Origin of the sequence: Saccharothrix variisporea, from assembly GCF_003634995.1 — a bacterium.
Classification (GTDB): Bacteria; Actinomycetota; Actinomycetes; order Mycobacteriales; family Pseudonocardiaceae; genus Actinosynnema; species Actinosynnema variisporeum.
Genome location: NZ_RBXR01000001.1, coordinates 9,094,126 through 9,113,829, shown reverse-complemented (window position 1 = coordinate 9,113,829; position 19,704 = coordinate 9,094,126). Strand labels below are relative to the sequence as shown.

Genomic DNA, 19,704 nt, shown 5'->3' with positions numbered 1-19,704 from the left:
CGGGCAGCGTCGAGGAAGGAGCGGTGCCGTGATGCACTGGTACACCGGTTTCGGGTGGGGCGGGATGCTGGTCATGACGTTGACCACGCTGGCGATCACCGCCGCCGTGGTCGTCCTGGCGGTCGCCGCGCTGCGGCCGCGGTTCCGGCCCCACGACGACGCGGCGCACGTGCTCGACCTGCGGTTGGCCCGGGGCGAGATCGACGAGGCCGAGTACGGCCGGCTGCGGCGCGCGCTGACGGACCCGAGGTGAGGACGTGACCAAGCCGGTCGTCATCGCCGACGCCACCCCAGGCGGCACGGCGCTGCGATGGGCCACCGAGCACGCCACACTGCTCGGCGCGCCCCTGGAACGGTGCCCGGCGGAACCCGCCGACCTGCTCGTCGCCGCCGCGCGCGCCGAGACGGTGGTCATCGCGCACCACGGCCCCTTCGCGTTGCCCCGACACGTCATGGCGGTGGTGGAGAACGCGCCTTGCGACGTCGTGGTCGTGCGCGGCGGCCCGGCGCCCGTCCACCACCGGGTCACCGCCCTCATCACCGGATCGGTCCACGATCCCGCGGTCCTCAGCCGCGCGACGGAACTGGCGCGGATGCGGGGCTGTGCGCTGCGCGTGCTGCACGCCGTGCCGCCGCTGCCGGTCCGCACGGACGACCCGCACCAGCCGGTCACCCACGCCGACGAACTCCTGCGGGGCATCCGGCACGCGTCCGTGGTGGCGCGGATGCACCCGCACGAGGCGGTCACCCGCTACGCCGACACCGACCTGATCGTCGTCGGCGACCCCGGCCCGACCACCCGCGCGGCCCTGCACCACGCCCGGTGCCCGGTCTTCGTCGTCCACCGCGCCCCGGTCGAGACCTTCCGGCTCCCCACCCAACGCGACCACAAGCAGCCCGCGGCGCGCTGACCCCGAGCGCCGCGACCCGGCCGGCAGCACGGCGAACATCCGCACCACCCGGTACCGGCCGCCCCGACAAGCAGGAGGAGCACAGTGATGGACCGGCCCGTGGTAGTGGGAGTCGACGGTTCGACGTCGGCCACGGCGGCGGTGCGGTGGGCGGCGGCGGAAGCGGCCCGGCTGGGTGTGCCGCTGTCGATCGTGCACGCGTGCCTGCTGGTGCCCGCACGGGTGCCGGACCCGATCGCGGTGCCCCGCGAGTACCACGAGGCGGTGCTGGCGCAGGGCCGTCAGTGGCTCGCCGAGGCGGAGAAGGAAGCCCTCGGGGTCGCGCCCGAACTCGCCGTGTCGACCGAGCTGCTCTCGGGTGACGCGGCGGAGGTCGTGGTCGGCCGGTCCGCGTCGGCGCGGCTGGTCGTGCTGGGCTCGCGCGGGTTGGGCGGGTTCACCGGGCTCCTCGTGGGGTCCATCGCGGTCGCCCTGGCCACGCACGGGCACTGCCCGGTCGTGGTGGTGCGCGGGACCGCCGCCCAGGAGCCGGTGGTGGGCGCGGCGCACGGGCCGGTGGTGGTGGGCGCGGACGGCTCGCTCGCCAGTCCCGCCGCGCTGGCGTTCGCGTTCGAGCACGCCGCCGCGACCGGTGCCGAGCTCGTGGCGGTGCGGACGTGGTCCGACGTCGCCGTCGAGACGGGATGGCTGCAAGGACTGGCCCTGGACTGGGCGCCGGTCGAGGCGGCCGAGCGGGAGTCGCTGGAGCAGGAGGTGGCGCCGCACCGGGCGGCTCACCCGGAGGTCGTGGTGCGGCTGGAGGTGGTGCGCGACCGGCCGGCCCACTGCCTGGTGGAGCGCTCGCGCGAGGCGTCGCTGGTCGTGGTGGGTTCCCGGGGTCGCGGTGGCTTCCGCGGCCTGCTGCTGGGGTCCACCAGCCAGGCGTTGATCCACCACGCGGCCTGCCCGGTCGCGGTGGTCCCGCACCAGTGATCACCGACGTGCGGGACTTCGCCGCGGTGACCGCGCCCTGGCGGTCGGATCCCGACGAGGTGGCGTCCGCGCTGGGCACCGGTCCGCGGGGTCTGCCTCCGGAGGAAGCCGACCGCAGGCTGGCGGAGGTGGGTCCCAACCGGCTGGCCGAGCCGCCGGGCCGACCGTGGTGGCGGGTCCTCGCCGACCAGTTGGTCAACCCGTTGAACCTGGTGCTCATCGTCGCTGCGGCCCTGGCCGGGGCGGTGGAGCGGTCCTACAAGGAGGCCGTGGCCATCGGGGTGGTGCTGGGCCTCAACGGCGTGCTCGGGTTCGTCCAGGAACGCCGGGCCGACCAGGCGGTGGCGGCGCTGCGCGCGATGCTCGGCCCCACCGCCAAGGCCCGCCGCGCCGGGCTGGTGGTCGAGGTGCCGGCCGAGCGGCTCGTCCCCGGCGACGTCGTGCTGGTGGAGGCGGGCGACCGGGTGCCCGCCGACGGACGCCTGACCACCTCGGTGAACCTGGAGGTGGACGAGTCCGGGTTGACCGGGGAATCGGTGCCGGTGGCCAAGTCGGTCGCCCCCGTGGCCGATGTCGGGCTGCCCGACCGGACGTGCATGCTGCACATGTCCACCACCGTCACCCGTGGGCACGCGGAGATGCTGGTCACCGGCACGGGCATGGGCACCGAGATCGGCAACGTCGCCACCCTGCTGGAACACACCGACACCACCCGCACGCCGCTCCAACGCCAACTGGACCGGCTCGGCGTCCGCCTGGCCTACCTCGCAGGGGCCGCGGTCCTGCTCGTGGCGATGACCCGGCTGGCCACGGGCGGCGGCCTCGGCGAGGTGATCACCCTGGCGGTCGCGCTCGGCGTCGCCGCCATCCCCGAAGGCCTGCCCGCAGTCGTCACCGTGACCCTGGCGCTCGGGATGCGGCGGATGGCGCGCCGGCGCGCGATCGTCAAACGCCTGACCGCCGTGGAAACACTGGGCGCCACCACGGTCATCTGCACCGACAAGACCGGCACCCTGACCCTCAACCAGATGACCGCCCGCACCCTGTGGCACGCCGGCCGCCGGTACGCCGTCACCGGCGAGGGCTACGGCCACGACGGCACCATCACCGCCGACGACGGCCGCCCCGCGGGCGATCTGCGGGACGTCCTGCTCCCCGCGATCCTGTGCAACGACGCCGTCGTGCGCGACGGGGTGCTGGTCGGCGACCCGACCGAAGGCGCGCTGCTGGCGTTGGCGGGCAAGGCCGGGCTGGACGTCCAGGCGGTGCGCGCCGAGGCCCCTCGCCTCGCCGAGATCCCGTTCGACTCCGCACTCAAGTACATGGCCACCTTCCACCGCGACGGGCGGGTGTGCGTCAAGGGCGCGACCGACGTGCTGCTGCGCCTGGCCACCCACGTGCGGCTGGGGACGCGGGACGTGCCGCTGGACCAGTGGCGTCGTGCCGATGTCGAGGACGAACTGCACCGCATGGCCCGGCGCGGCGAACGGGTGCTCGGCGTCGCCGTGGGACGCGCTCCCGACGCGGAGCCGGTCCTGCCCGCCGAACTGGTGCTCGTCGGCTTGATCGGGTTGCTCGACCCGCCGCGTCCGGAGGCGCGGGCGGCGATCGCCGAGTGCCGGACCGCCGGCATCGACGTCAAGATGATCACCGGCGACCACCTGGCCACCGCGTCCTCCATCGCCGACGCCCTGGGCATCACCGGACAGGGCGTCTCGGGCGCGGACCTCGACCGGCTCGACGACCACGAACTGGACCGCACCATCGAGCAGACCGGCGTCTTCGCGCGCGTCGCGCCCGAGCACAAGATCCGCGTGGTGACGGCGTTGCGGCGGCGGGGCGAGGTCGTGGCCATGACCGGCGACGGCGTCAACGACGCACCCGCGCTCAAAGGCGCCGACATCGGCGTGGCGATGGGCGCCACCGGCACCGACGTGGCCAAGGAAGCCGCCGCCATGGTCCTCACCGACGACAACTTCGCCACCATCGTCGGCGCGGTGCGCCAGGGCCGCGCGATCTACGACAACATCGTGAAGTTCGTCCGCTTCCAGGTCGGCACCAACGTGGCCGCGATCCTGGCCATGGTCGCCGGCTCGGTGTTCTTCCTGGGCGACGCCGTGGTGCTCACCCCGTTGATGCTGCTGTGGATCAACGTCATCGCGGACGGGCCACCGGCGCTGGCGCTGGGCCTGGAACCGGCCCGCCCGTCGGTCATGCGCGAACCCCCGCGCCCGCCCGGCGCGCACATCCTCACCGGCGCACGCCTGGCCCGCATCGCGGGGATCGCCGCGGTGATGGTGGCCGGCACCCTGCTGCTGTTCCGGTACGGCCTCGACCGCGGCACCGCCACCGCGCAGACCCTGGCCTTCACCACGTTCGTGCTGTTCCAGGTCGTCAACATCCTCAACGTCCGCGACGAGCACGGTTCGGCGTTCGGCCCGCTGCTGCTGCACAACCTGCGGCTGTGGGCGGCGCTGGCGGCGGTGCTGGTGCTCCAGGTGTGCGCGGTCCACGTGCCGCTCGCGCAGGAACTGTTCGGCACCACCGCACTCACCCCGACCGACTGGCTGCTGGCAGCGGCCACCGCCTCACTGGCCCTGTGGGTGGAAGAGGTGCGCAAGCTCGTGCTCCGCCGACGCGCCGCACCGGCTCAGCTCGAGTCGACCACCAGGGTCCGCAGCACGTAACCGGTGACCACGGCGGTGGTCGCGGCCATCAGCAGCCCACCGACCACCCCGATCACCACGGACGTGGCCACCGCCTGCCCCGGCTGCCACAACGGCATGGTGAACCCGAGGAAGACCCCCAACCCCAGCAACCAGGCCACAGCGGTCACCCCGACCCACCGCCCGGCACGCCGGACATGCCGCCGCAGCACCAGCCACTGCGCCGTGCCGATCGAGGCCAGCAGGACACCGCCGAGCACCGCGGCCACCACGGCCAGCAACACCGGATGCCACGTCGTGATCACCGAACCCCCCGTGGAAGGAGCGAGGCCGACCAGGTACGCGAGAACCGCCGCGCCCGCAGTCGCCGCAACCCAACGCGCACGCGACAACCCCGGCAACGCCCGCCGCAACACCGAGGCCTGCCCCCACCCCAACACCGCCCCCTCGACCGCCCCGGCGGCCAACAGGGCAGGCACCGCGGCACTGTCCCGGGTGAGCACACCGACCGTCGCCGGCACCGCGAACCCCACGAACTCGGCCACCGTCACGACCAGAACCCACGCCCGCACCAGCGCCCAGCCCCGCAACGGCGTCCGCACATCCCGCTCACGCAACCTGATCACCACCGTTTCGGCGTCCGCGGGAACACGACGGAACACCCGTCCGTAGCCGACCAACGCGGCGTCACGTGCGCCACCGACAGCCACCACCGCCGACCCGTCGACCCACTCGCCGTCCAGCAGCACCTCGACGGGCGCCTCCCGGCAGAAGTGCCGCCACCACCGCTTGCCCGCCGCCCCGCCAGCGACGACCACCAGCCGGTCGCCGTCCCGCGCGTACTGCACCGGCAACTCGACCACGGCACCACCGGCGGCCCGGTAGCGCAACACGCACAGCTTCCCGCTCACCACCCGGCGGGCGGGCGAACCGAGCAGCCTCGACAGCACCTGGCCCACCAGCGGCGCAGTCCGCCGCGCGACCGGGTGACTCGAACCGACCTTGGACTCCATGCCCCTCAGTCCACGCCTGGGCGAACCGACCGCACAGTGCCGGCGTGCCCGCCCCGACCGGGCCGTCCGCCCCTCCCCCACGCGCCGGCGCGCCCTCAAGATCAAAAGCCGGATGCGAGGCCGCCAGCAGAGGTGAAGGGCTGCGGGGCGCGGGGAAGGTGGGGGGGCGGGCTCCGGGGCGGGCTCCGGGGCGGGCTCGGCCTCGGCGCGCGGGTTCGGGCTCGGGGCGCGGGTGCGGGTGCGGGTGCGGGCTCAGCGCGTGGGTTCGGGCTCGGGGCGCGGGTTCGGGCTCAGCCTTGGCCGACGGCGTGGCGGGTTCCCGGGAACCGCACGCCGGCCCCGTCCACCACCGGCTCCTCCTCGGTGTTCGGCCCCCGGGGCGTGTCGCGCAACCTGCGCAGGAACGGGTCGCCGGGCTCGGCCGGCGCGACGCGCACCCGCGCGTCCACCGCCAGCACCCGGTCCCCGTGCAGCACCAACGGGTTGAGGTCGAGCTCGGCGACCTCGGGCAGCAGTTCGGCGAGCCGGCCGACGCGCAGCAGCACGTCCCGGACCGGTTCCTCGGGGTGGTCGGCGAACACCTTCGGCGCGGCGCGGAACCCGTGCAGCACCTCGTCGGCGTCGGCGACGCTCAACGGCGCGAGCGCGGCGGCCCGGTCGTCGACCACGTCGGTGTCCACCCCGCCCAGCCCGGTCACCACCAGCGGGCCGAACCTGGCGTCACCCACCACTCCCACCAGCAGTTCACGTCCGCGCTCGGCCATCGGCTGCACGAACACCCCGCCGAAGCGGTCCCCGAAGCGCTCGGCGAGGGCGGCGAACCCGTCCCGGACCGCGTCGGGGCCGTCGAGGTCGAGCAGCACGCCGCCGCCCCGGCTCTTGTGCAGCGGACCGACCACCTTGACGGCCACAGGTCCGCCGTAAGCGTGTTGGGCGCGCACGGCGGAGTCGGCGTCCAGGGCGAGGACGCCGCCCAGCACGGGGACGCCGAACGCGCTCAACAGCCGGACCGCCTGGTCGGGGTCCAGCCAACCGCCCGACGGCTCCACGGCGAGGTGCTCGCGCACCACCTGACGTGCCGTGGCCAGGTCGATGTCATCGAAGTCGACGTGCGTCCGATCGGTGCGCAGCCACCTGCCCCGCTCGGCCAGCACCGCCAGCGCGGCGGCGGCCCGCGACGGTTCGGCATAGCAGGCGATGCCACCGGACACCAGGCGCACCGGCCGGTCCTGGTCGGTGCTCACCGCCACCACCGGCTTCACCACCCGGTGGACCCCGCACCTCGGGTCGCCCAGCGCGGTGGGCACGGTGACCGCGATGACGGCGTCCACGGCGGGGTCGGCCGCGACCAGGTCCAGGCACCGGGCGTAGGTCTCGTCGTCCACCACCGCCGTCGTGTCCACGGGGTTGTGCACGCTCGCCGGACCGGGCAGCAGCGCCCGCAGCGCCGCCACCGTCCCAGGGCCGAGCTCGGCGATCGACAGTCCGTTGTGGACACACGCGTCCGCCGCGAGCACCCCGAGCCCGCCCGCGTTGCTCAGCACGGCGACCGACCGCCCACCCGGCAACGGCGTGGCGTGCAACGCGGCCAGCACCTCCACCAACTCCGTCACGCCGTCCACCGCGATCACCCCGGCCTGCCGGAACAACGCGTCCCGGGTCACGGCCGGGGTCGCGGTGGACGCGGTGTGCGAGGCGGCGGCCCGTTGCCCGGCCTCGCTGCTCGCCGCCCGCAACGCCACCACGGGCTTGCGGTGCGCGACCCGGCGGGCCAGGCGGGAGAACTTGCGCGGATTGCCGAACGACTCCAGGTACAGCACGACCGCCCGGGTGTGGTCGTCGCGTTCCCACCACAGCAGCAGGTCGTTGCCGCTGACGTCGTACTTGTCGCCGGTCGACACCAGGTCCGACACCGCGAGCCCCAGCCGCCCCAACGCCTCCAACACCGCGATGGCGATCCCGCCGGACTGCGTGACCACCCCGATCCCACCCGACTCCACCCGGCCGCGCACGAAGGTCGCGTTCACCCGGGCACCCGGCTCGCCACCGGCCACGCCGACGCAGTTCGGCCCGACCAGCCGCATCCCGAACCGCCGCACGGCGGCCATCAGCGCCTCGGCCTGGACCCCCGACGTGATCACCACGAGCGCCTTGACCCCGCGCCGCCCGCAGTCCTCCGCCACCGCCGGCACCGCGTGCGCGGGCACACACACCACGGCCAGATCCGGCGGTTCCGGAACCTCGTCCACGGACCGGAAGCACGGCACACCCTCGATCTCACGGGCATGCGGGTTGACCGCGCACAGGTCGCCGTCGAACCCGCCCGCCCGCAGGTTGCGCAGCACCGCGTTCCCGACCGACTCCCGCGAACGGCTCGCCCCGACCACGACCACCGAGGCCGGCCGCAGCACGGACCGCAGGCTCGCCACGTCGGCGGACAGCTCCCGGTCGGCCACCGCCTCCAGGTACTGCTCGCCGGCGTCGAGCCCGAGGTCCACGTGCACGACCTCACTGTCCGAAGTGGACGTGAACACCAACCCCAGGTCGGTGAACACGCGCAGCATCCGGGAGTTCACCGGCAGCACGTCCGCCTCGAACCGCCGCACCCCGCGCCGCTTGGCCAGGGACACCAGGTGCTCCAGCAGCAGCGTGCCCACACCGTGCGACTGCCGCTCGTGCGACACCACCAACGCGACCTCGGCCGAATCCCCGTCCACGACCACGTAACTGGCCGCCCCCACCAAGTCCTCACCCGCGAACGCGCCCAGCACCACGTGTCGCGGTTCGACGGGCGAGGTGAGCCGGTCGACGAACTCGTCCAGCCCGCGCGGCGAAGCGCTGAAGAACCGCAGGTAGCGGTCCTCCGGCGGCAGACCGCGGTGCAGAGCGCGCAACGCGTCGGCGTCGACCGGACCCAACTCCCGCACCACGACGACCCGGCCGTCGGCCAGCAACGCGCGTTCGCCGACCGAGGCCCTCACAGCAACGGTCCAGGCGTGACGACGGGCTTCGGCTCGGCGTGCTCTTCCTGCGGTTGCCTCAACACGACCACCGGGCACTGGGCGTGGTGCACGCAATAGGAGCTCACCGACCCCAGCAGCACCTCGCGCACCGGCCCCGCGCCCCGGCTGCCCACCACGAGCAGAGCGGCGTGCTCGGAGGCCTTCACCAGCACGTCCCGGGCGTCCCCCTCGACCAACGCCGGCCGGACCTCGACATCGGTGTCCACCTCGCCGACCACCTCGTCCAGCACGGCCTGGTGCCCGTCACGCAGCACCGCCGGGTCCATCGCGGCGGCCACGGACGCCGACAACGGACCGATCACCATGGCGTGGTCGACGTGCCAGGCGTGCACCACCTCCACCGCACACCCCCGCCGCTCCCCCTCCTCCACGGCCCAACGCAACGCGGCACGGCTCGCGGGCGACCCGTCCACACCCACGACGACGGTCTTGTCCATCACTCCTCCTCGATTCGCCTCGTCCCCGAGCCTCCCGCCACACGAGCCGGGCGGTCAGTGGCGGCGGTCCCGACGAGCCCGGGACCTTCGACCCCGCGTCACCGGGCCACGACGTCGGCGACCACGGTCAGCGGCAGCGCGAACCGCGGTCCACCCGCCGCCGGTGTCCAGCCAGTGCCGCACCGATCACGCCCGTGACCGACACATGTCCTCAGTGGACGACTGCCGGGAGTCCCGGCCACACAGGGACCTTCGGCCGCATCCCCGGCACCGCGCGGTTGACAGGCTCGGACCGAGAACCCGAGACCAGACGGAGGAAACCCATGACCGCGATCGCCGACTCCCCCACCCGCACCGACACCGCCGCCAAGACGATGGCCGTGCTGCGCATCGCCACCGGCTTCGTGTTCCTGTGGGCGTTCTTCGACAAGGCCTTCGGCCTGGGCTACGCCACCAAGTCCGCCAACGCCTGGTTCGGCGGCGGCTCACCCACCAAGGGCTTCCTCAGCCGCGTCGACGTCGGCCCCTTCGAGTCCCTCTTCCACGACTGGGCCGGCGCGTTCTGGGCCGACCTGCTCTTCATGGCCGGCCTGTTCGGCATCGGCGCGGCCGTCGTGCTCGGCATCGGCCTGCGCGTCGCCGCGATCTCCGGCACCCTCATGATGCTGCTCATGTGGGCCGCCGAATGGCCCCTCGCACAGATGACCTCGACCGGCCAACCCACCATGTCCACCAACCCCGTCGTGGACTACCACATCGTCTACGCCCTCGCCCTCATCGCCGTCGCCTGGACCAACGCCGGCGACACCTGGGGCCTGGGCCGCTGGTGGGCCGGCATCCCCCAGGTCCGCGACAACACCTGGCTGCGCTGAAACCCCGAGGGGACGGACAAGCCGACGATCGTCGCGCCGGCGGTCAGTACAGGTACACGTCCACGACCAGCGCCGCGAGCCCCGTGAGCAACGCCGCCGTCGCGACCTTGCGCCCCACCAGGTCCCGCTGCGGCCCGAACCCGAGCAGGAGCGCCGCCACCGCGGTCGCGAACACCCCGCTACCGGTGTCCTGCCAGCTCACCGGGAACACCGCGATCGGCGCGTCGGTGAAGAAGCCCGGCGCGTCGACGGCGTTGAGGATCGCGTTCCAGGCCGCCGGCCCCAGCCCCGCCGCCACCCCGGCGGTCACGACGACCAGCGGCAGCCGGGGCCGCACCAGCAACCCCACCACGACAGCGGCGAGCACGGCCGACAACGCGGCCCCGTAAGCGACGGTCGACCAGCTCGACATCGAGTGCCTCCCTGCAGCCACGCTTACGGTAGTCCTGCCACCGCCGATCCGGGTCAGACCGCGTCGGTGGCGCCCATGCCGAGGTGTTCGATGTGGTAGACGGCCTCGTCCAGCAGTTGGGCCACGTGGTCGTCGTAGAGGCTGTAGACGATGCTGCGCCCGTGCCGGGTGCCCACCACCAGCCCCAACGCGCGCAGCAGGCGCAGCTGGTGGGAGACCGCGGACTGCTCCATCTCGATCGCCTCGGCCAACTCGCCCACCGCGCAGGGGCCGTGCCGCAGCCGGGCGAGGATGCGCAGCCTGCTGGGGGTCGCCAGGGCCTGGAGGGTCGCGGCCACGCTCGCCGCCGACTCCGCGTCCAGCACGGCGGGCGGCACGCCCCGATCGCCCGTCCCGTGTCCCATGGCGTGATCCTATCCAAAGAACAAATGAAGACCTCTTCATGTGTTCCGGTATGGTAGCCGGCGTGACGACGACGGAGATCACCCGGAACCCGCCCCGCACCGGGGTGTGGGGGCTGCCGGAGGTCCGGTGGGCGAGTGCGGCCACCGCGCTCTTCGCACTGGGGCTGAGCCTGTGGTGGGCCGGTGCACCGGCATGGCTGTGGTGGTCGCTGCTCCTGGCCTGCTACGCCGCCGGCGGCTGGGAACCCGCGCTGACCGGGCTGCGGGCGCTGCGCGAGAGGTCGCTGGACGTGGACCTGCTGATGATCGTGGCCGCCATCGGGGCCGCCGCGATCGGCCAGGTCGTGGACGGGGCGCTGCTCATCGTCATCTTCGCCACCTCCGGCGCGCTGGAGGCGGTGCTGACCCGGCGCACGGCCGACTCGGTGCGGGAGCTGCTGGACCTGGCCCCGCAGCGCGCCGCCCGGGTGGTCGGCGGCGGCGAGGAGGTCGTGGACGCCTCGGCGTTGGGGGTGGGCGACGAGATCCTGGTGCGGCCCGGTGAGCGGGTCGGCGCGGACGGGCTCGTGGTGGACGGGGTCGGCGAGGTGGACGAGGCGTCGATCACCGGTGAGCCGCTGCCGGTGGCGAAGGCGGTCGGGGACGAGGTGTTCGCCGGATCGCTCAACGGGTCCGGGGCGCTGCGCGTGCGGGTGACCCGCGATCCGTCGGACAGCGTGCTGGCGCGGATCGTCGCGTTGGTGGGGCGGGCGTCGGAGACCAAGGCGCGGACGCAGTTGCTCATCGAAAAGGTGGAGCAGCGGTACTCGATCGGCGTGGTCGTGGCGACGCTGGCGTTGTTCGGGGTGCCGCTGGTGTTCGGCGCGCAGTTGCAGCCGACCCTCCTGCGCGCCATGACGTTCATGATCGTGGCGTCGCCGTGCGCCCTGGTGCTGGCGACCATGCCGCCGCTGCTGGCCGCCATCGCCAACGCCGGGCGGCACGGCGTGCTGGTGAAGTCCGCGGTCGCGATGGAGCAGCTGGGCGCGGTGACGGTGGTCGCCGTGGACAAGACCGGCACGCTCACCGAAGGCCGCCCGCACCTGGTCGCGGGCGACGACGAGGTGCTGGCCCTCGCGGCGGCGGTCGAGGTGTGGAGCGAGCACCCGGTGGCGGCGGCGATCGTGACCGCCGCTGGCGAGCGCGGGCTGCGGCCGGCGGCGGCACGGGAGTTCCGGGCGACCCCGGGCGTGGGCGTGACGGGCGTCGTCGGCGGGCGTCGGGTGTCGGTGGTGGCCGCCCCGGACTCGGCGACCGGCGGTCGGACGGCGGTGGCGGTCGAGGTCGACGGCACGCGGGTCGGGGTCCTGCTGCTGGCCGACCGGGTCCGCCCCTCCAGCGCCGCCGCGGTCGCCGGGCTGCACGCGGTGGTCGGCGCGCCGCCGGTGCTCCTCAGCGGCGACAACCCCGAGGCGGCACGACGCGTCGCCGCCGAGGTCGGCATCCACGACGCCCGCGGCGGGCTGCTCCCCCACGACAAGGCCGACGCGGTGACCGCCCTGCGGCGGGAGGGACAGCGCGTGCTGTTCGTCGGCGACGGCGTCAACGACGCCCCGGCCATGGCCACCGCCGACGCCGGGATCGCGGTGGGCCGCAGGGGTTCCGACCTCACCGTGGAGACGGCGGACGCGGTCGTGCTGCGCGACGACCTGGAGGCGGTCCCGGCCGTGGTCGCGCTGGCCCGCCGAGCCCGCCGCCTGGTGGTGGCCAACCTGGTCGTCGCCGGGTCGATCGTCCTGGTGCTGGCGACGTGGGACCTGCTCGGCACGCTGCCCCTACCCCTGGGCGTGGCCGGGCACGAGGGGTCCACCGTGCTCGTCGCGCTGAACGGCCTGCGCCTGCTGTCCAAGCGCGCGTGGCCCGCACATCACCGAACGTCGCCGAGCCCGCGTCCGGCACGGCGGGTGACGGCCGGGCAGGCGACCAGCGCCCGGTGCCGGACGTGACCGCCGCCGCGACTTCGTGCCCGATGTCGCCGCCGCCGGAGGTGGTCGACGCCCCCGGGTCACACGCCGTCCAGGGCCTCACCCAAGGCGCGGACGACCGCCTCCCACCGGTCCGGGGTGTCGCGGGTGGTCCGGTTGATCTCGACGTGTGCGAACAACGTCCCGTGCTCGGCCGCGACCGCGCCCTGGCGGTTGCGCCTGCCCTCCAGGTCGCCGCAGTCCTCCGCCCACGCCCGGCACACCCGCATCGACCCGTCCAGGTCGTCGGCGACCTCGTCCAGCACCGGGCCGTCCCCACCGGCACCGGGCGAGAGCACCAGGTCGGCTGAGGGGAGGCTGTCGTCGTCGAACCCGTGCACCTGCACCTGGGGCAGGTGGTGGCGCGAGTGCGCTTCGGCCACGGCGTGGAACATCGAGTCCGCTCGGCGCGCCACGTCCCCGGCGCCGCCGGCCACCCGGCGGTGGGTCCCGGACACGGCCAGCACGGCGCCGGGTACCCGGCGGAACAACGCCACCCCGATCTCGGGGGTGCCCAGGTCGTTGGCCGGGTGCGGGACCTGAACCGCGACGCGCGAACCCCGCGAGAGGTCCACGACGTACAGGCCCCACCCGCGCTCGGCGTTGGGCTCGGTCGACACGAGCGCGTAGGGACGGCCGGTGGGCCCGTCGACCGCGCGCGCGACGGCGACGCCGAGTGCCCGCAGCCGGTCGTCCGCGTCCGACGGCGTGGCCGCCAGCCCGGCCAGCGCGGCGGTGAACTCGCGCTGCTGCTCGGGGCTGGGCGGCCGGTAGGGCGCGTCCTCGCGCAGGGCGTCGGCGTAGTCGCGCACCCGGTCGCCGAGGTCCGCGGGCGGTGGCGGGGCGACGCCCTTCCCGGAGGTGGCGGTGTCGCACCCCACGAGGGCGATCCCCATCACGGCGACAACCCACCTGATGTTCGACCGCAACCGAAACTTTGTCACTTCTGGTAGCCGGTCTCACTCGTCGGAGACACTCACTACCTCCACTGGATGCGTGCGGCGGCTACCTTCTGGTGCACAATCTACGGGTTTGCACCAAAGGGGGTAGCGCTAACGGGGGGCGCGACCTTGCTTCCACGTGAGGGTCGGAGACAGTTTCGTGCGCCAAAGATCAACCACGGTCCGTGACGACCGGGTGAGACGCCTGCGGGAGCAACTCCCGGAGCACGGGTTCCTCAGCGCCGTCAGGTCGTTGCCCGCGCTGCTGCTGGTCCTGCTCCTCGCCGTGGCCGTCACCACCGGTGTGCTGCTCGGCCGCGACGCCGAGGAAGAGGTCCCCGCGGCGTTCCGCGACTCGCAGCTCGAGATCGCCCTGGGCGTGGCCCGCTCGATCGGCGCGACCGCCAGCCAGAGCCTCGGCGACCTGCGCACCGCCTCGGTCGGCGCCGGCGACAAGCCCGACCAGGCCTTGGACGCACTGGTGCGCAACCGCAGGTGGCGCGGGGCCGCGGTGCTCTCGGGCACCGGCCGCACCCTCGTGGCCGCCCGCGGCGAGCAGGTGCCCGTGCAAGCGGTCCCGGCACAGGTCGACGGCGCCGCGGTGGCCTCGACGGTCGCGGCCAACGGCGAAGCCGTCCTCGTCGCCGCGACGGCACTGCCCGACGGGCGCCTGCTCGTGGCGACCAGCGCCGTGCGGCTGCCCGAGCCGGACGCGGACCAGGCGCTGAGGCAGTCGTTCGTGCTCACGACCCTGAGCGGCAAGGTCGTCGGCGCGGTCGGGCCGCTCGCGCGGGACCGCGCACCGGCCGTCGACCGCCTGGTCGCCGACGCCGCCCGCGCCGCGTCCGGCGGGTCGGGTGTCCTGCTGGGCGACCGGGCCGACCGCGTCCAACCCACCTTCGCCTACGCCCGCGTGACGCCGTCGAGCAGCCCCGACAGCCTCGACCTCGCGGTGGTCGCCGTCGCCGACGGCCGGCTGTTCAGCGGCTCGTCGGGCGCGTCCGGCGTCCTGCCCGCCGCGCTGCTCGCACTGGTCGCCGTCGCCGGGTTCCTGGTCGTGCGCCGCGTCGTCACCAGCCCCGTGCTCGCCGCGCGGTCCGACCTGCTCTCCCTGGCCGCCGGCGACCTGGACACCGAGGTCCGCCCGGCCCGGACCGCCGAGGTCGCCCGGGTCGTGGCCGCCGCCGACCTGTGCCTGGACCGCCTGACCGGCGGGACCGGGCAGGCGCGACCGGTCACCGGCCGCCGGCCGACCGTCCGGGCCACCGCCGGCGTCCTCGCGGCCTCGGTGTTCGCCTGGTCGGCGGGGATGCTCGTGGTCTACCGCTCCGCCGAGGTGGAGATCCCGGACACGGTCGTGGCCAGCGTGCGCACGCAGACCGCCAAAGCCACCGAAGCCCTGCGGCGCAGCATGAACGACGGCTTGGCCGACCTGGCCGCGGTCGCCGACGGCGGCGGGTCGCGCGACACCCTGCGCGCCGCGCTCGCCCAGGTCATGGCCGGTCAGACCCGTTACCGCAGCCTCTACCTGGTCGACCCCGCCGGGCGGGTGGAGACGTCCCACGGCCGGCCGCCGCTGCGCACCGGCGAACCGCCGGCCAAGAGCGCCGGACTGCGCCAGCAGAACCAGACCGGCCGCGTTCCGGTCATCTTCGCGGAGGTGCCGCTCAAGGACGGCTCGACGCTGATCGGCGAGTTCGACCTGGACCACCTCGGCGGGCTGCTCCGGCAGGTGCCGGGCAACGCGCGCCTGGTCGACGGCGAGTTCCGCACCATCAGCGCCACCGAGGGGTTCATCGCGTTCGAGCAGGTCGACGACCAGGCGATGCGCGACAGCGCCGCCCGAGCCGGGCGCGGCGCCGCCGTCAGCGCGGTCCACCCCGGCGAGGACGGTCCGGGCATCTTCTCCGCCGCCGCCGTGCAGGGCGGCGAGGTCGGCAAGCTCGGCTGGACCGTGGTCGCCGAGAAGCCCGGCGCGGAACTCGCGCTGCCGGTCAACCAGAGCCGCCGCCACGCCCAGCTGGTCGCGCTCATGGCCGCGCTCGTCGCGCTGTTCGGCTACGGCTGGTTGACCTTCTCGGTGCTCGGCCCGCTGCGCCGGGTGGCGCGCGCCGCCGACCGGCTCGTGCGCGGCGACTTCGGTTCGGTCATCTACCCCCAGCGGCACGACGAGGTCGGCACCATCGCGTCCTGCCTGGAGATCTGCCGCCAGGCCGTGACGCAGGGCCACGACCGGCTCGGCGAGGTGCGCAGGCCGCGGGGCGCGGCCACCGACCCCACCAGGGTGATGGAACCGGTCGCCACGCCCGCCCGGCCCACCACGCCCGCCCGGCCCGCCACGCCCGCCACGACCGCCACGACCCGCACCCCGGTCCGCCGCCCGCCGACCTCCGCCCGAACGGGGAAGGGCGTCCGGTGACCTACCTCTACGTCGTCTTCCTGGTTCTCACGACGGGCATGCTCGCCGCGGGCGTCGTCGAGCAGCGCAGGCACCTGGCCCAGCTCGACAGCATCGAGCACCGGGTCCTGGTCAACGGCATCCGCGGCAAGAGCTCCATCACCCGCCTGTGCGCGGGCGCGCTGCGCGGCGGCGGGCTGGTCACCACGGCCAAGACCACCGGCACGGCGGCGCGGTTCATCCACCCCGACGGCAGCGAGGAACCCGTCTACCGCAAGTGGGGCATCGCCAACGTCGTCGAGCAGATCGGCATCGTGCGCCGCGCCGCCGCCTACCGGTCCGACGTGCTGGTCATCGAGTGCATGGCCGTCATGCCCGACCTCCAGGAGATCAACCAGAGCAAGCTGATCCGCTCCACCATCGGGGTGCTGTGCAACGTCCGCGAGGACCACCTCGCCGAGATGGGCCCGACCCTGGACGACGTGGCCCGCTCGCTGAGCCGGTCCATGCCCGTGGGTGGCGTGTGCGTGACCGCCGAACAGGACCGGTTGCACATCCTCGAAGAGGAGGCGGCCAAGCGGAACTGCGAGCTCATCGCCGTCGACCCCGAGTCCGTCACCGACGAGGACATGGCCGGCTTCACGTGGGTCACGTTCAAGGAGAACGTCGCCATCGCCCTCAAGGTGGCCGAACTGCTCGGGGTCAACCGGCGCTCGGCGCTGGCCGGCATGTGGTCGGCGCCCCCGGACCCGGGTGTGCTGTCCGTGCAGACCCGCGCCGTGGGCGACAAGCGGATCAAGCTCGCCAACGTGTTCGCCGCCAACGACCCCGAGTCCACGCTGATGAACATCGAGCGGCTGCTGGAGCAGGGCGCCATCGCGCGCCCGCTGCACGTGGTCGTCAACTGCCGCCCGGACCGCGTGGAGCGCAACAAGCAGATGGGCGCGTTGATCGCCCGCATCGACCCCGACCGGGTGGTGCTCATCGGCGAGCCCACCCGCAGCGCGCTGTCCGCCGTGGACGAGCGGTGGCGGGACCGGGTGACCGACCTCGGCGGCCCGCGCGGGCAGCAGGAGCTGCTGGACGCGATCCTGGCCGAGGTCGAGTCCACCGCGTCCCTGGTGGCGATCGGCAACATCCACGGCCAGGGCGAGGTCCTGCTGGAGGCCGTCGACCACCTGCCCGAGCCCCCGGCCGAGGAGCCCGGCGACGCCGGCCGGCAGCCCGGGGGCCGCGGCGGGGCGGGACGGGTACCACCCGGGCCCCCGGCCGACCGGCACGGCGCCCGTCCGGTCCCACCGCGAGCGGCACCGGGCGCCCCGATCCGCCGCACCCCGCCGCGCGGGGCACCGGACGGGCGCCCGTCGCGTCCCCTCGTCGACCCGACGCCCGTGCCGCGCGACCGACGTCCGACGCCCTCGCCGCCGGTCACCCCTCCTCACCCGGCCTCACCCCACCCGGCCTCACCCCACCCGACCACACCTCACCCGGCCGCTCCCCACCCGGCCGCTCCCCACCCGGCCGCTCCCCACCCGGCCGCACCCCACCCGGCCGCACCCCACCCGGCCGCACCCCACCCGGCCGCACCCCACCCGGCCGCTCCCCACCCGGTCGACCGCCCCCACCCGGCGGACCGGCCCCGCCGCGCGGACCGGCCGCGCCGCCTGCCGCCGGACGCCGCCGGGAACGCCTCGGCCGAGACGCGGTACCTCGACCCCCACCCGCGGCGGGGCCTGCCACCCGGCCCGGTGCCGCGCACCGGTGCCGCACCGCCGCACCCGCCCCGGCGACCGGCCCCCGACCCGCACGACGACCTCGCCGACCCCGCTCGGCAGCAGCCACCCGTCCGCCGCGCACCCCGACGGCCGGACGACCGTCCCGCACCCCGCAGCCCGGAGCAGCAGTGACCAACGGATCCCTCCTCCTGCCCGAGGTCGCCACCCTCGGCCTCGCCATCGGCCTGGTGTTCTCCCTGGCCTGCTACCTCACCACCAACCTCTCCCCCGGCGGCATGATCACCCCCGGCTGGCTCGCCCTCACGCTCGTCGAGGACTACCGCCGCGCCCTCCTGGTGGTGGTCATGAGCGCCGTCACCTTCGGGGCGGTGAAGCTGCTGCAGCGCGTGGTCATCCTCTACGGCAAGCGGCTGTTCGCGGCCGTGGTGCTCACCGGCGTGCTCCTGCAAACCACCCTGTACCTGCTCATCCAGAGCGACTACCCGCTGCTGTTCGCCCACCAGACGCTGGGCTTCGTCGTCCCCGGCCTGATCGCCTACCAGCTCGTGCGGCAGCCCCCGCTGGTCACCGCGCTGGCGACCGGTACCGTCAGCGCGGCCGGTTATGGTGTGCTGGCCAGCGGTGTGCTGATCGGGCTGGTGCCCACGGTGTGAGACGTCCGGTTCGGAAGAGGTGCGGGTGACGCGGAGAACGGTGCGGACCCTGTCGGTCGCGGCGGCACTCGCCGGGGTGGTCGTCGCGACGGTCGCGTGTTCGCCGAGCCCGACGACCGACAACGCCGGCGCACCCACCTCCCCGCGGGTCGAGGCGCAGGCCGACCGGCTCGTCTACGAGCGGCTCGCCGACCCCGCCCGGACCGTCGTCCGCCACGGCGGTGACGTGGTCGCCGTCCTCACCGACACCGCGCGGACGGTGGTGCTCAACGGACCACGCCGGTCGTTCAGCGAACCGCAGGCGACCAAGGCCACGGTCAACACCTCCTCGTGGGTGCGGCTGCTCCCCCAGCCGTGGCGGGCCGGCGCCGAGCAGGAGAGCTGGTTCACCGAGTGGTTCGCCAAGGCGCGCGGCGACACCAGCCCGGACGTGCTCGCCGTCGCCACCGAGTACCTCGCCGGCAAACCCGACCAGACCGACGCCAACGGCGTGCGCTTCAGCGGCGACGCCTCGTTCGGGCCGGTGAAGGCCTCGGGAGCCGGGCGGCAGGAGCAGTCCGACTTCTACGACTACCTCGGCGTGCCCTGGCAGTTCCCCGACGGCCCCGACGCGCAACCCGAGCGGGGCCGCTACGGCTCGGTCGACTGCTCGGGCTACGTCCGCCTGGTCTACGGCTACCGCCTCGGCATGCCCCTGCTCGGCACCAACACGGCCGGACCGGGCATCCCCCGGCGCGCCTACGCGATCTCCGAGTTCGGCCCGGGTGTGCCACTGGTGCCCCACGAACGCCGCCGCGCCACCGACTACGGCCGCCTCCAGCCGGGCGACCTGGTCTTCTTCGAGATCGAGGACGACCCGGACACCCTCGACCACGTCGGCATCTACCTGGGCCTGGACGACGGCGGCCACCACCGCTTCATCTCCAGCCGCGAACGCATCAACGGCCCCACCCTGGGCGACGTCGGCGGCACCTCACTGCTGGACGACGGCGGCTTCTACTCGACGGCCTGGCGCTCCGCCCGCCGACTCTGAGCCCGGGCCGGGGTGACGCTGATGCGACGCCGAAGACCCCTGCGAGCACCGCCGACACCAGGTCCGCCAGCGCCGCCCGGTCCCGCATCAGCACCGGGAACACCAACAGGTCCGACGCGTGGTGCACCCGCCCCGGCAGGTCCAGCCGCGCCGCCACCTCCAACGCATCCCGCGCCTACCCGAACGACCGCACCGTTTCGAGGTAACGCTTGGGTAACGGCAGCTTGTCG

Annotated in this window: 16 protein-coding genes; 10 read left to right on the top strand and 6 right to left on the bottom strand. The window is 74.4% G+C overall.

Features of this window, described 5'->3' with window-relative positions; all coding sequences use genetic code 11:
• Positions 1-28 precede the first annotated feature (28 nt).
• The 4 genes from DFJ66_RS40855 (at position 29) to DFJ66_RS40840 (ending at position 4,570) form a co-directional block, all read left to right on the top strand.
• Positions 29-253 (top strand): SHOCT domain-containing protein, encoded by a 225-nt coding sequence (locus DFJ66_RS40855; protein WP_121230026.1) that lies wholly within the window; start codon positions 29-31, stop codon positions 251-253.
• Between the two features lie 4 nt (positions 254-257).
• Positions 258-911 carry a universal stress protein gene (locus tag DFJ66_RS40850; RefSeq protein WP_121230024.1) on the top strand — a complete coding sequence of 218 codons (654 nt, stop codon included), beginning with the start codon at positions 258-260 and terminating at the stop codon, positions 909-911.
• 87 nt (positions 912-998) lie between these two features.
• On the top strand, positions 999-1,883 hold the full coding sequence (locus DFJ66_RS40845; protein WP_121230022.1) for a universal stress protein: 885 nt from the start codon (positions 999-1,001) through the stop codon (positions 1,881-1,883).
• The gene (locus DFJ66_RS40840) at positions 1,880-4,570 is read left to right on the top strand and encodes a cation-translocating P-type ATPase (RefSeq protein WP_121230020.1); all 2,691 of its coding nucleotides are present in this window, start codon (positions 1,880-1,882) and stop codon (positions 4,568-4,570) included. Before DFJ66_RS40845 ends, DFJ66_RS40840 begins: the two co-directional genes overlap by 4 nt.
• On the opposite strand, the gene DFJ66_RS43775 is transcribed toward DFJ66_RS40840, so the two are convergent.
• From DFJ66_RS43775 to DFJ66_RS40825, 3 genes are all read right to left on the bottom strand, one after another.
• Entirely contained in the window at positions 4,534-5,562 is a 1,029-nt protein-coding gene (locus DFJ66_RS43775) for a hypothetical protein (RefSeq protein ID WP_211351486.1), read from the bottom strand. The genes DFJ66_RS40840 and DFJ66_RS43775 overlap by 37 nt on opposite strands.
• A gap of 290 nt (positions 5,563-5,852) precedes the next feature.
• Positions 5,853-8,543 (bottom strand): bifunctional acetate--CoA ligase family protein/GNAT family N-acetyltransferase, encoded by a 2,691-nt coding sequence (locus DFJ66_RS40830; protein ID WP_121230018.1) that lies wholly within the window; start codon positions 8,541-8,543, stop codon positions 5,853-5,855.
• Positions 8,540-9,022 (bottom strand): universal stress protein, encoded by a 483-nt coding sequence (locus DFJ66_RS40825; RefSeq protein ID WP_121230016.1) that lies wholly within the window; start codon positions 9,020-9,022, stop codon positions 8,540-8,542. The genes DFJ66_RS40830 and DFJ66_RS40825 overlap by 4 nt, the downstream gene beginning before the upstream one ends.
• Positions 9,023-9,345: 323 nt before the next feature.
• Here DFJ66_RS40825 and DFJ66_RS40820 point away from each other — a divergent pair, with 323 nt between their 5' ends.
• Complete coding sequence (locus DFJ66_RS40820; protein ID WP_121230014.1) at positions 9,346-9,894, top strand: hypothetical protein; 549 nt, start codon at positions 9,346-9,348, stop codon at positions 9,892-9,894.
• A gap of 43 nt (positions 9,895-9,937) precedes the next feature.
• Here the strand turns inward: DFJ66_RS40820 and DFJ66_RS40815 are convergent, their stop codons facing one another.
• Together DFJ66_RS40815 and DFJ66_RS40810 are read right to left on the bottom strand one after the other, a co-directional pair.
• Positions 9,938-10,306, bottom strand: a complete 369-nt coding sequence (locus DFJ66_RS40815; RefSeq protein WP_121230012.1) for a hypothetical protein — start codon at positions 10,304-10,306, stop codon at positions 9,938-9,940.
• 53 nt (positions 10,307-10,359) lie between these two features.
• The gene (locus DFJ66_RS40810; protein WP_121230010.1) at positions 10,360-10,710 is read right to left on the bottom strand and encodes an ArsR/SmtB family transcription factor; all 351 of its coding nucleotides are present in this window, start codon (positions 10,708-10,710) and stop codon (positions 10,360-10,362) included.
• A gap of 50 nt (positions 10,711-10,760) precedes the next feature.
• Here DFJ66_RS40810 and DFJ66_RS40805 point away from each other — a divergent pair, with 50 nt between their 5' ends.
• Complete coding sequence (locus tag DFJ66_RS40805) at positions 10,761-12,695, top strand: heavy metal translocating P-type ATPase (RefSeq protein ID WP_121230008.1); 1,935 nt, start codon at positions 10,761-10,763, stop codon at positions 12,693-12,695.
• Between the two features lie 59 nt (positions 12,696-12,754).
• Here DFJ66_RS40805 and DFJ66_RS40800 read toward each other — a convergent pair whose 3' ends face one another.
• Positions 12,755-13,609 carry a hypothetical protein gene (locus tag DFJ66_RS40800; protein ID WP_121230006.1) on the bottom strand — a complete coding sequence of 285 codons (855 nt, stop codon included), beginning with the start codon at positions 13,607-13,609 and terminating at the stop codon, positions 12,755-12,757.
• A 241-nt stretch (positions 13,610-13,850) separates the two neighbouring features.
• Between DFJ66_RS40800 and DFJ66_RS40795 the strand changes: the two genes are divergently transcribed.
• The 4 genes from DFJ66_RS40795 to DFJ66_RS40780 are packed head-to-tail and all read left to right on the top strand — an operon-like array spanning position 13,851 to position 19,474.
• Positions 13,851-16,073, top strand: coding sequence for a HAMP domain-containing protein (locus DFJ66_RS40795; RefSeq protein WP_121230004.1), 2,223 nt, complete (start codon positions 13,851-13,853; stop codon positions 16,071-16,073).
• Complete coding sequence (gene pgsB, locus DFJ66_RS45245) at positions 16,070-17,959, top strand: poly-gamma-glutamate synthase PgsB (RefSeq protein WP_121230002.1); 1,890 nt, start codon at positions 16,070-16,072, stop codon at positions 17,957-17,959. Before DFJ66_RS40795 ends, pgsB begins: the two co-directional genes overlap by 4 nt.
• The gene (locus DFJ66_RS40785) at positions 17,956-18,441 is read left to right on the top strand and encodes a poly-gamma-glutamate biosynthesis protein PgsC/CapC (protein ID WP_121230000.1); all 486 of its coding nucleotides are present in this window, start codon (positions 17,956-17,958) and stop codon (positions 18,439-18,441) included. Before pgsB ends, DFJ66_RS40785 begins: the two co-directional genes overlap by 4 nt.
• A 25-nt stretch (positions 18,442-18,466) precedes the next feature.
• Positions 18,467-19,474: an NlpC/P60 family protein gene (locus DFJ66_RS40780; protein WP_211351485.1), complete on the top strand. Its 1,008-nt coding sequence runs from the start codon at positions 18,467-18,469 to the stop codon at positions 19,472-19,474.
• The last annotated feature ends 230 nt before the right edge of the window (positions 19,475-19,704 follow it).